Below are 10,904 nucleotides of genomic sequence, written 5' to 3' on the forward strand. Positions count from 1 at the left end.
ATGTGGACGAGGAGAGGGATGTGTGAAGATTACGAAGGGGAAGGTTATAGGCGTAATCATACTTATTGCACTATGTAGACCATTTACCGCATGGAAAGAATCAAAAGTGAAATATTTTCCAGTTTCTATTTTTTCTTCCTATGTAGAAGATGAAAACCGAAAGACTATAAGTACACTGCTTTTGTACCTGACTTTGCAGTTTGGATACATGGATGGGAAAAACAGAGATCTGAAGGTGAAATAACGTCATATAAAAAAGGGGATCGAACTGTAATTGTTCATCATCCACCTGGTAATGATGGTTTTTATCTATATGATACAAATGATATTAGAGAATATACGCAACCGTAAGAAGTGGAGGTTAAATAGTGAAAGCTTCAACATTACTATTTAAAATTGAAAATAATATGGATCAATTTTCACCAGCTGAAAAGAAGGTTGCCATGTACATAATGGAGAACGCAGAGATTGTTCCAAATTTAACGACAAAAGAAGTGTCTACAAATGCGGGATCGAGTGAGGCGAGTGTTGTACGTTTTTGTAAAACAATCGGTATTGGAAGCTTTAAAGCATTTAAGATAGCGCTTGTTCGTGAATTAACGATTGCTGATTATAATATTAACGATTTTTCAGTAATGAATAAGGAAGATGGACCGTACGATTTGTTTAATAAAGTTACGTATGTGAATAAAGCTGCAATTGAGGCAAGTGTTACGGCGATAGATAAGAAGGAACTTGAGAAAGCTGCAGATCGTATTGTAAATGCGGATAAGATCTTATTTTACGGCGTAGGTGGGTCAGCGACACCGGCGATGGATGGGGCGTATAAATTTACACGGCTCGGATTTACAGCGATGATGCTATCTGATTTTCATATGATGTTGCCGCTTGTGACGAATTTAAAAGAAGGCGATATATTTGTGGCGATTTCAACATCTGGGCGAACGAAAGATGTGCTTGAAATGGCGCAATATGCAAAGAGACAAGGTGCAACTGTTATCGGAATTACGAAACTTGACCAATCATCACCTTTATATAAAGAAGCGGACATTCGCCTTTGTATGCCGGATGTAGAGCAAGATCATCGTATTGCGAGTATTGCTTCGAGAATGACGCAACTGAATATGATTGATGCTTTATATGTGATTACTTTTAATCGAATTGGCAATAAAGTACTAGATCAATTTATGGAGACGCGAGAAGAAGCTTTGCGGTTACGGAAGTTAAAGTAGAAGAAAAGATGAGGGGACTCATCTTTTTTTTATCCCGCTATTTGACGGGCAGTAAGACCCCTCCCTCAAAATTCAGCGGAAGCAAAGAAAGTTAGGTGGGGGTCGGGCTGATTAAAGTTTCACTTTATTATCTTTGACAAAAATATGTCATGTTGTGAAATTTTATTTCATAAAATAAGAAAGAGATATTGATTTTTAGTTTCTTAAAGTTATAATAAAAGTGTGAAATATAATTTCAAAGAGGGTGGCAATATGTTAGAAAATTTATCGACAGAACACCGTAATGAGAAAACGACGAATCTAGATGAGATGAGTATAAAAGAAGTGTTACAAAGTATGAATGAAGAAGATCGAACTGTTGCGTTAGCAGTTGAAAAAGAAATAGAACACATTGAAAAGGTCGTACAGACTGTTATTAAATCTTTTGAAGAAGAGGGCCGATTAATTTATATTGGGGCTGGTACGAGTGGCCGTTTAGGCATTTTAGATGCGGTGGAATGCCCACCAACATTTGGAACAGATGATAAAATGGTGCAAGGATTTATAGCAGGTGGATTGAAAGCGTTTACTAAGGCGGTGGAAGGTGCCGAAGATCGCGAAGAGTTAGCAGAAGAAGATTTGAAAAGTATTGGCTTAAACGAGAAAGATACAGTGATTGGTATTGCCGCAAGTGGTAGAACCCCTTACGTAATTGGCGGATTGAAATACGCACATAGTGTGGGAGCAAGTACGGCGAGTATTTCTTGTAATAAAAATGCTGAAATAAGTAAGTATGCAAAACTCAATGTAGAAGTGGAGACAGGTGCAGAAATATTAACAGGCTCAACACGTTTGAAGGCTGGTACAGCGCAAAAATTAGTGCTCAATATGATTTCAACAGCGTCAATGATTGGTGTAGGAAAAGTATATAAAAACTTAATGGTAGATGTTCAATCTACGAATGAAAAGTTAGTAGAACGATCAAAACGAATTATTGTGGAAGCAACAGGAGTTAGTTATGAAGTAGCGGCAGAGTATTACGAAAAAGCAAATCGTAATGTGAAAGTTGCTATCGTTATGGTATTACTACAGTGTGAGTATGGGGAAGCACTAGAAAAACTAAAAGAAGCGAAAGGCTTTGTGAAGAAAGCATTATAAAGTGAAACGATAAGAATAGGGAGGGGGATTCTATTATGAAGAAAGAAGAGAGAATGGCCAAAGAAATTTCAGAGCAACTTGGGGGAATAAAAAATATTCGTGGCATTGCTCATTGTATGACGAGACTGAGGTTAACGCTTCATGATGAAAGTAAAGTGAATATGGATCTTTTGAAAAAGGTTGAAGGCGTTATGGGCGTCATTGAAGATGAAACACTTCAAGTTGTTGTTGGTCCAGGAACTGTAAATAAAGTAGCAGCTGAAATGGAAGTTTTAACAGGATTACGAATTGGTGAGGTTGCAGATCATCATCTTGAAGATATTGGTCAAGAGATTAAATCAGAGATGAAGAAGAAAAATAATACACCAGTGAAGAACTTTTTACGAAAAATAGGTAACATTTTTATTCCGTTAATACCTGGTCTTGTTGCATCAGGAATTATAAACGGAGTTGCTAACTTTGCGAAAAACGCTGGTGCTGATCCGAATGCTACATGGCTACAAATGCTACTACTCATTGGCGGCGGTATCTTTACATTTTTAGGGATTTTAGTCGGTTGGAATACAGCGAAAGAATTTGGCGGGACACCAGTTCTTGGGGCGATTGCGGGCATTTTAATTTTCAATCCGGCGATGGCAAATGTGAAATTATTTGGTGAGGCAATGGTACCTGGGCGGGGCGGATTGTTTGCAGTTATTTTTGCAGCGTGGCTTATGGTAGTAGTTGAGAGAAGAGTACGAAAAGCAGTGCCGAATGCAGTAGATATTATTGTAACACCGCTTATTACTGTATTAGCTGTAAGTATAGTAACGATGTTAGCGATTCAGCCAGCAGCGGGATTTTTATCTGATGGTATTACGAGTGGTATTAACGCAATTTTAAATGTTGGCGGAGCATTTGCTGGAGCAGTGCTAGCCGGAACGTTTTTACCACTCGTTATGGTCGGATTACACCACGGTTTAACACCGATTCATATGGAATTTATTAATCAAACGCACGTAACACCTTTATTACCAGTACTCGCAATGGCTGGTGCTGGTCAAGTGGGCGCAGCGATTGCAATTTATGTAAAAACAAAAAATAAACGACTTCGTAACGTAATTAAAGGTGGATTGCCAGTTGGGTTTTTAGGGATTGGTGAGCCGTTATTATACGGGGTTACATTACCACTTGGAAAACCTTTTATCACTGCTTGTTTAGGAGCGGCTGTCGGTGGTGCATTCCAAGCAGTTATGAAAACGGCTTCACTCGGAATTGGCGTATCAGGATTATCTTTAATCCCGTTAATTGCTGATAATAAATATTTACTATATTTCTTAGGTTTAGTCATTGCATATACTTTCGGATTTATCTTCACGTACTTCTTCGGATTTAAAGAAGAAATGGCAGAAAACATATAGAGAAAGGGATTCCTTTCTCTTTTTCTATTCATAGAAAGGGAGATTCATATGATAGGAGTTTCAATTTATCTTTCAAAAGGGCAAGCAGACAAACAAAAAGAGTGGCTAAAAATAGCGAAGGAAAACGGATTTTCATCTATTTTTACATCACTTCATATTCCGGAAGATGATCCAGATACGTATAAAGAGTTAATTCAAACATTAGGGAAACAGGCTCTCGAAAATGAAATGGAATTAATGGTGGATATATCTCCAAAGTCGTTAAATCATTTAGGAATAACGTATGAAAATGTGGAAGTGTTATTGGGCTTTGGCATTACTGGTTTACGAATGGATTATGGCATTGCGCCGAAGGAAATTGCGCGTGTATCTCATAAGATGAAAGTAGCTTTAAATGCGAGTACGATTACAGAATCTTTCTGGGAAGAGTTACTTGCGGAAAATATACGGGTAGAGAATGTAGAAGCGTGGCATAATTTTTATCCGCGTCCAGAAACAGGACTAGCAAGGTCCTTCTTACAAAAGCAAAATCAATATTTACATGCGTGTGGAATAAAAACGATGGCATTTATTCCGGGAGATGAGGATAAACGTGGCCCGTTATATGAAGGGTTACCAACGTTAGAAAAGCACCGCAATATGCGCCCGCTTGAAGCGTTTTTAGAGCTTGTTCAAGATTGTGATGTCGATAAAGTGTTGATTGGAGATATAAGTGCTAGTTTAGAAAGTGTACAAGAAATTGCGAGCGCGAGTAGAGGGATTATTCCGCTGCGATATGAGTCATTTATAAATGAAAATGAAGTATTAAAAGTAGTAGAGCAAGTGCATACAAATAGATTAGACCCAGCACGTGATGTCATTCGCTCAGTAGAATCAAGGGAAGGAAATAAAGTGATTTTACAGCCGATGCAGGCAATCGCAAGAAAGAAAGGCAGTATTACAATTGATAATGAATTGTACGGTAGATATGCCGGCGAGATGCAAGTTGTTATAAATGATTTGCCTACAGATGAGAAGGTGAATGTTGTCGGAATGGTTGTGGAAGAGGACGTGCCGTTATTGCCTTATATTGGTGCTGGAAAAAAGTTTCAACTTTTTCTGTGCGATTGAGTAAAAGCTGGAATTAGCGCTATTTTATAAAAGACATTATTCGTAAAACGGATAATGTTTTTTGTTTTCTTTAAAAAAAGCATTTGACGAATGAAACGAAATACCGTATTGTTTTGTCTTGTGAATAAATGTTCACCATAACAAAACAAAAAAGGAGAGTTCAAAATGAATCAATATATTGGGAATTTAATTATTCGTATCGTGTTAGGAGTTACGTTCTTTGCACACGGTTTAGCAAAGTTTCAATCAGGTATAGATAACGTAGCAGGATGGTTTACAAGTATCGGTTTACCAGGTGGCCTTGCGTATGGCATAGCGACAGTTGAATTAGTTGGTGGTATATTATTAATTATCGGTTTAGGTGTTCGATATGTAGGATTGTTATTCGCTCTTATTTTAGCTGGAGCTATCGTAAAGGTAAATGGAGCAGCAGGATTATTAGGAGATGGCAAGAATCCAGGATATGAATTAGATCTTGCATTATTATCAATGGGTGCGTATTTATTCGTTGTAAAAGCAGAAGGATATGTAGATCGTTTCTTAAAAGAGAAAGTAATGAAAACGAAGTAAATTTTATTTATAAATTGTTGACTTAAAGAGTTATTGTAACTATAATAGTTACAATAACTAAGTTAAGAATGAAATGAATTAGCATATTTTTTTACACAAGTTGTAACTACAATAGTTACGACTTGTGTAAAGAATAAATAAACGAGGGAGGAATTACTATGCTTAAATCAAATTTAGAAATTATTCAAAGTACGTATGAAGGATCAGCTTCTTCGAATGCAAAACATTTAGCAGAAGCCCTCTCTAAAAAAATAGAATGGACAGAGGCAAAAGGTTTCCCGTACGGCGGAACGTATATAGGTACAGAGGCTATAATGGAAAATGTATTTAGTCGTTTAGGATCAGAATGGGATGATTATACAGCGAGTGTAAATATGTACCATGAAGTAAACGGAAAAGATGTAATTATTGCTGAAGGTGTTTATTCAGGAGTTTATAAAGAAACGGGAAAATTGTTTGAAGCAGAATTTGTTCATATATGGCAGCTTGAAAATGGGAAAATTATAAAATTTAAGCAATATGTGGATAGTTTTATTGTGCGAGAAGCGATGAAGGTTTAAAATAGAATAAGGAAACAAATGGAATCGGCTGTGCGCAGGCGATTCCATTTGTTTATGTGATTATTAGGGGAATGGGGAATACATAATATGAAAAAATGGATTATAGGGACAATTACAATGATTGTAATTGCGATAGGAGCTGTATTCGGTGTTACGAAACTTCTTAATTATATAGAAGAAGAGGAGAAGAGTCTGAAAGCACAAAATGTAACGGGGCAACAAGGGAAGAAAGCAAAGGAAGAGAAGCAACAAGCTAGTGAAGATGAAATTATTTCTACCATGCATAGGATGGTACATCAAAAAGTGAAATCCTCTGAAAAATGGGGATTTATTGAAATGACAAATAAGGAAATTCGTAGTGCGAAGGAAGCGGTAGAAAGCAGTACAAATTTTAAAAATAAATCAAAGTTACTTGCTACTTTGGAGCGCTGGGAGAAAGGGGATTTTTCACAAACGGTTGAGGAGCATAACTTTTTGTGGGAAATTCAAGGTGGTGATACTGGAAAGGCAACAGAACGTTTATCGCCAGAAGAAGAAAAGAAGTATGTGAAAGAAATGAAAGGTAAATAAAAACATCGCCACTTTGGTGGCGATGTTTTTTTGATTAAGAATGTTTGCGCAGTAAAGCTCTAGTTGGCTGAACAGCAACTGTTTTGAAATGAGAAAATAAATAACATCCTGTCACGACGACAATTGTACCTAAAATTTGTATCCATGTTAATTCTTCTCCTAGGAAAAGGAATGCTAAAATAGCTGTGAAAATCGGATTGAAGTTTAGAAAAATTCCCGATGTTGTAGCTCCTAATTTTTGTACACCAATGTTCCAAAATACCATACAAAGTACTGTTGAAATGATTCCTGTATATAAAAGCGATGTAATGAATGATGTATTTATATTTGAAACAGTGAAGTTCCCGATGTTAAATGGCAATAATAAAATAATGCCGAAAATACCAGAATATAACGTCGCCATTAGTGGTGTAGTTGTTTTTGTTGCCCATTTACTGCACACAGAATATATCCCCCAAATACAAACTGCCGCAATCATCCATAAATCTCCGCTATTAAAATGTAGTGAAAATAAAAGTGAGAAATCACCTTTTAATAGAACGAGGATAACCCCGAAGAATGAAAGGGTCATGGATAATATTTGAAGTGTATTTACTTTTTCTTTTAGAAATAATACCGAAAATAGTGCAATTGAAATTGCATTCAATGTAGAGATGAGACCCACATTCGTTGCGGATGTTTTTTCTAATGCTAAAAATTGAAAGATGTTAAAGAGAGCGACTCCTGAAATCCCCATCAGTATTAAAGGTAGTATCGCAGCGCGCGGTGGCAGGATTTTCTTTTCTTTAAACCATACCATAGGTAATAAACAAACGATCGCAATGATCCATCTTAAACTCGTCAGTGTCATCGGTGAGGCATGGTCGACGAGAGATTTCCCAACGACAAAATTCCCTCCCCATAATAAGCTCGTTAATAATAGTAAAAAGACATAAAAATAAGGCATATTAAAATCCCCTTTGTTATAATCAATACGAATTGTAAATAATTTTAGCATTTTTCTTTATTGTGTAATATATTCTTTTGTATAATGGTTAAAAATCAATAAAACATTTCGTTTGATTTGTATTTTGGAGAATAATATTTAGTTTTGTTTGAATTGAGGGATGTTTTTTCGAATAATCATCGGTAAGAAAAAAGGGGGAATCATTATGGAGTCATCTGTTATTAAAGTGTTAGATGATTTGGATGTACAAATTTTAGATATATTGCAGAAAGAATCACAAGTAAGTAATGCAGAACTTGCACGCCGTGTTAATTTATCTCCAGCTGCGATGCATGCAAGAATAAAAAGGTTAGATGGAGAAGGTTTTATTGATAAGCAAGTAGCAATTTTAAATCAAGAAAAGCTCGGTTTTGATTTACTATGCTTCATTTTTATGAGCACGAATATTCATCAGTATGAAAAGCTTGAAGTGCTAGAACGAGAATTAGAATCGATGCCTGAAGTGTTAGAATGTCATTGTTTAACAGGGGAATATGATTATTTATTAAAAGTTGCAAATCGTGATCGTAAAGAACTGGAGCAGTTTATTAGAAAGTTGAACAAGCTTGGTATTACACGGATACAGACAAGTTTAGCACTGCGTGAAATTAAATATTCGACGGTATTGCCGATACGAAATGAGGAACCGAGCATCGATTAGATTGCTTGGTTTTTTGTTTGTATAAAGTGATTGACGAGGAGAAAAGAGAGATGTATTATTATATAAAATTATGAATTAAAATTCATTTTAAGTTATAAATATTAATATTGGGGGCAAGGGGATATAATATGAAAATCTGTAATGCGGTTACGAGTGATGTGAAAGAAATTTATAGTCTCATTGAAGTTTATGCAAAAGAGGGGGTTGTTTTACCGCGTTCTCTTTTGTCTCTCTATCAATATTTGCAATGTTTATATGTTATGAAAGAAGGAGAGGAAGTCGTTGGAGTTGCTGGCTTACATGTGTTAGGAGAGGATCTTGCAGAAGTACGATCTTTAGTAGTTTCGCATACATATGCAGGAAAAGGGATAGGGCGTATGTTAGTGAATCATGTTATGAATGAGGCGGCAAAGATAAAAGTGAACAGGGTAATTTCTTTAACATATGAAACGGAATTTTTTCAAAAGTGCGGGTTTGATTTTGTGAATAAGGAAGTGTTGCCAGAGAAAGTGTGGATTGATTGCAGGCATTGTCCAAAAGTTGATTATTGCGATGAAGTGGCGATGATTAGGTATGTTGGGTGAAATGTTTAGAGAGAAAAAAGCCCACTATTATTTAAGAAATAGTGGGTATCTATATTTTAGGCAGAAATGAGATGTTGTTAAGAATTTGAATTTGTTTTTCTTACTGCAAAATTAAAAATGGGATTTTTAAGCTCATAGTTATAAGTAGAACCATCGACAAGCCCTATAACTTTATCGCTATCATAAAGGTCGAGCATAAATTGTGCCATTTGTTTTGCAGTGTGGAATTTTGGTACAACATTATCGTATTGGAATTCATCAACATCAAATGATCGTTTCGCGAACTCTGTTTCAGTTGCACCAGGAGCTAAAACTTTTGCTTGTAATTTTGCACCTTGTTCTTTCAGTTCGTGAGATAATCCTTCTGTAAATGCACTTACATAGAATTTCGTAGCGCAATACGTAACAGCATTAGCGACAATCGTATATCCACCGCCTGATGAAACGTTAATAAGCTGTGTTCCATCAATCATTGAATAATCTCGAACGAAAAGGGAAGAGAGTATTGTTAGTGCTTCTATATTTACATGCAACATCGTTTCTATTTTATTTAAATTTTGTTCAGCAATTGAGGCAAAATTACCAAAACCTGCGTTGTTAATCCACGTTTCAATCTGGAAACTTTGGAGACTTTCATAAAGTTTATAAACATTTTCCGTGACGGATAAATCAGTTCTTCGAATGACAACATCTAACTCCGGATACATTTCGTTAATTTTCAATTTTAATCCATCTAATTCTTCTTTTCTTCGAGCTACAAGTATTATATTTTTTCCACGAGATGCAAAGGCTAAAGCCGATTCATAGCCAATTCCAGAACTAGCACCAGTAATAACAGTATATTTCATATAAAATCCCCCTAAGTTCAAATTCATTTATGGTTAGATTGTATTTGTTAGAGTATACTCTAAGTCAAATGTTTTTTATAAATTTGATAAGAACGCAAAATATATGAGGGCAAATGGCATGCGGAGGGAGTATGAGTATGTACACAATTAGCGAGGTAGCTACATTATTAGGAGTGAGCACACATACATTACGTTATTATGAAAAAGAGAACATACTAATTGCAAATCGCGATACAAATGGAAATCGACTGTATGAAGAATCACATATAAAGTGGTTGCAGTTTGTAATGAAGTTAAAACAAACGCAAATGCCAATAGCGAAAATAAGAGAATACGCTAGATTATATACAGAAGGGGAGCATACAACTGAAGCTCGTTTACAGCTCCTAGAAGATCACAGGAAATCTATTCAGATTCAAAGAGAAAACTTAGAAGTTACAGAGAAGATGCTTGAAAATAAAATCATTGCATACAAAGACTCGTTGAAAAATAAATAGATTAAAAAATACGCTGTTTCCTGTTACGTGATGAAAAATGGATTTGATCTATGAGTATTTCATCATAGTGTGCGGACAAATAAAAAGAGCAGCTAGCAAAAGCTAACTGCTCCATTTAAGGGATCTCCAAGGGGGAGTGGAGAAAATATTATGTTACTCTTATTATTGACAGATAATTGAGAAATATACAGATGGGAATGAAATTTTTTCCTGTATATATGTAAAATCAGGCCTAAATTGTCTGCTCGGACAGTTTAGGCTTGATTAAACTGAATTTATAATTACTGATTTTCTAATACTTCATCTAAATTTTTTTCTAATTCTGTTTTTCTTCTTTAGGAACAAATAAATCAAGTTCTACATTTCTCCATGCTCAAACTTGATTATAAGAACATGTTTGTTTATGGCTTCTCATTCGGTTGTATTTCCCTGAGAGTATCTGCGACGCCTTCTTTTACCACGTTCTGTTTGTATATTAAATTCATTTGACCATATTTTTAACAAATAGGGGGAACCGATACCCATTAAGCGAAGAAAAACAAACTACCCCTAAATTCTTAAGTTGATGGGAATGGGGTACCACCACACATCCATCAACTTAAGGTATATTTTTATACAAAATGCGGTCTTTCCATATAGTTTTTTATTATCTTTTATAGATTTTATAAAATTAGGCATATCAAATAAACCCTGACGGGCTTCAATTTTTTTACTATGCTACCTGATGAGTAGAAGTGGTATACTCATATA

General features: G+C 35.6%; 12 protein-coding genes and 2 pseudogenes. 11 read left to right on the forward strand and 3 right to left on the reverse strand.

Annotated features, from left to right (window positions below; all coding sequences use genetic code 11):
• Positions 1 to 22: 22 nt before the first annotated feature.
• From JDS81_RS23270 to JDS81_RS23305, 8 genes and pseudogenes are all read left to right on the forward strand, one after another.
• Positions 23 to 351: pseudogene (locus JDS81_RS23270) on the forward strand (outer surface protein).
• A gap of 17 nt (positions 352 to 368) precedes the next feature.
• Entirely contained in the window at positions 369 to 1,232 is an 864-nt protein-coding gene (locus JDS81_RS23275) for a MurR/RpiR family transcriptional regulator (RefSeq protein ID WP_000648150.1), read from the forward strand.
• Between the two features lie 252 nt (positions 1,233 to 1,484).
• Positions 1,485 to 2,369, forward strand: a complete 885-nt coding sequence (gene murQ, locus JDS81_RS23280) for an N-acetylmuramic acid 6-phosphate etherase (RefSeq protein ID WP_000892376.1) — start codon at positions 1,485 to 1,487, stop codon at positions 2,367 to 2,369.
• Positions 2,370 to 2,404: 35 nt separating this feature from the next.
• Positions 2,405 to 3,769 carry a PTS transporter subunit EIIC gene (locus JDS81_RS23285; RefSeq protein ID WP_000711285.1) on the forward strand — a complete coding sequence of 455 codons (1,365 nt, stop codon included), beginning with the start codon at positions 2,405 to 2,407 and terminating at the stop codon, positions 3,767 to 3,769.
• A 48-nt stretch (positions 3,770 to 3,817) separates the two neighbouring features.
• The gene (locus JDS81_RS23290; protein WP_097953251.1) at positions 3,818 to 4,879 is read left to right on the forward strand and encodes a DUF871 domain-containing protein; all 1,062 of its coding nucleotides are present in this window, start codon (positions 3,818 to 3,820) and stop codon (positions 4,877 to 4,879) included.
• A gap of 165 nt (positions 4,880 to 5,044) precedes the next feature.
• Positions 5,045 to 5,449, forward strand: a complete 405-nt coding sequence (locus JDS81_RS23295; RefSeq protein WP_001077742.1) for a DoxX family protein — start codon at positions 5,045 to 5,047, stop codon at positions 5,447 to 5,449.
• A 158-nt stretch (positions 5,450 to 5,607) separates the two neighbouring features.
• The gene (locus JDS81_RS23300) at positions 5,608 to 6,009 is read left to right on the forward strand and encodes a nuclear transport factor 2 family protein (protein ID WP_000920283.1); all 402 of its coding nucleotides are present in this window, start codon (positions 5,608 to 5,610) and stop codon (positions 6,007 to 6,009) included.
• 87 nt (positions 6,010 to 6,096) lie between these two features.
• Entirely contained in the window at positions 6,097 to 6,579 is a 483-nt protein-coding gene (locus JDS81_RS23305; RefSeq protein WP_000758760.1) for a PRK06770 family protein, read from the forward strand.
• A gap of 34 nt (positions 6,580 to 6,613) precedes the next feature.
• Here JDS81_RS23305 and JDS81_RS23310 read toward each other — a convergent pair whose 3' ends face one another.
• Positions 6,614 to 7,525 carry a DMT family transporter gene (locus JDS81_RS23310; protein ID WP_001146259.1) on the reverse strand — a complete coding sequence of 304 codons (912 nt, stop codon included), beginning with the start codon at positions 7,523 to 7,525 and terminating at the stop codon, positions 6,614 to 6,616.
• A gap of 205 nt (positions 7,526 to 7,730) precedes the next feature.
• On the opposite strand from JDS81_RS23310, the gene JDS81_RS23315 reads away from it, so the two are divergent.
• Both JDS81_RS23315 and JDS81_RS23320 read left to right on the forward strand, forming a co-directional pair.
• Positions 7,731 to 8,225 (forward strand): Lrp/AsnC family transcriptional regulator, encoded by a 495-nt coding sequence (locus JDS81_RS23315; protein ID WP_000446110.1) that lies wholly within the window; start codon positions 7,731 to 7,733, stop codon positions 8,223 to 8,225.
• Between the two features lie 128 nt (positions 8,226 to 8,353).
• Positions 8,354 to 8,809, forward strand: coding sequence for an N-acetyltransferase (locus JDS81_RS23320; RefSeq protein WP_000686679.1), 456 nt, complete (start codon positions 8,354 to 8,356; stop codon positions 8,807 to 8,809).
• A gap of 77 nt (positions 8,810 to 8,886) precedes the next feature.
• Here JDS81_RS23320 and JDS81_RS23325 read toward each other — a convergent pair whose 3' ends face one another.
• Entirely contained in the window at positions 8,887 to 9,657 is a 771-nt protein-coding gene (locus tag JDS81_RS23325) for an SDR family NAD(P)-dependent oxidoreductase (protein ID WP_070172767.1), read from the reverse strand.
• 137 nt (positions 9,658 to 9,794) lie between these two features.
• Here JDS81_RS23325 and JDS81_RS23330 point away from each other — a divergent pair, with 137 nt between their 5' ends.
• Entirely contained in the window at positions 9,795 to 10,154 is a 360-nt protein-coding gene (locus JDS81_RS23330) for a MerR family transcriptional regulator (RefSeq protein WP_097953250.1), read from the forward strand.
• A 284-nt stretch (positions 10,155 to 10,438) separates the two neighbouring features.
• Here the strand turns inward: JDS81_RS23330 and JDS81_RS30560 are convergent.
• Positions 10,439 to 10,679, reverse strand: a pseudogene (locus tag JDS81_RS30560) (MerR family transcriptional regulator); the annotation flags it as partial.
• Between the last annotated feature and the right edge of the window lie 225 nt (positions 10,680 to 10,904).

The sequence above is a fragment of the Bacillus cereus group sp. N31 genome (assembly GCF_016483245.1).
Classification (GTDB): Bacteria; Bacillota; Bacilli; order Bacillales; family Bacillaceae_G; genus Bacillus_A; species Bacillus_A toyonensis.

Bases quoted from the DNA above. Each gene is read 5' to 3' on its own strand.
- murQ (WP_000892376.1), top strand. From the start codon at position 1,485: ATGTTAGAAAATTTATCGACAGAACACCGTAATGAGAAAACGACGAAT.
- JDS81_RS23285 (WP_000711285.1), top strand. From the start codon at position 2,405: ATGAAGAAAGAAGAGAGAATGGCCAAAGAAATTTCAGAGCAACTTGGG.
- JDS81_RS23290 (WP_097953251.1), top strand. From the start codon at position 3,818: ATGATAGGAGTTTCAATTTATCTTTCAAAAGGGCAAGCAGACAAACAA.
- JDS81_RS23295 (WP_001077742.1), top strand. From the start codon at position 5,045: ATGAATCAATATATTGGGAATTTAATTATTCGTATCGTGTTAGGAGTT.
- JDS81_RS23300 (WP_000920283.1), top strand. From the start codon at position 5,608: ATGCTTAAATCAAATTTAGAAATTATTCAAAGTACGTATGAAGGATCA.
- JDS81_RS23305 (WP_000758760.1), top strand. From the start codon at position 6,097: ATGAAAAAATGGATTATAGGGACAATTACAATGATTGTAATTGCGATA.
- JDS81_RS23310 (WP_001146259.1), bottom strand. From the start codon at position 7,525: ATGCCTTATTTTTATGTCTTTTTACTATTATTAACGAGCTTATTATGG.
- JDS81_RS23315 (WP_000446110.1), top strand. From the start codon at position 7,731: ATGGAGTCATCTGTTATTAAAGTGTTAGATGATTTGGATGTACAAATT.
- JDS81_RS23320 (WP_000686679.1), top strand. From the start codon at position 8,354: ATGAAAATCTGTAATGCGGTTACGAGTGATGTGAAAGAAATTTATAGT.
- JDS81_RS23325 (WP_070172767.1), bottom strand. From the start codon at position 9,657: ATGAAATATACTGTTATTACTGGTGCTAGTTCTGGAATTGGCTATGAA.
- JDS81_RS23330 (WP_097953250.1), top strand. From the start codon at position 9,795: ATGTACACAATTAGCGAGGTAGCTACATTATTAGGAGTGAGCACACAT.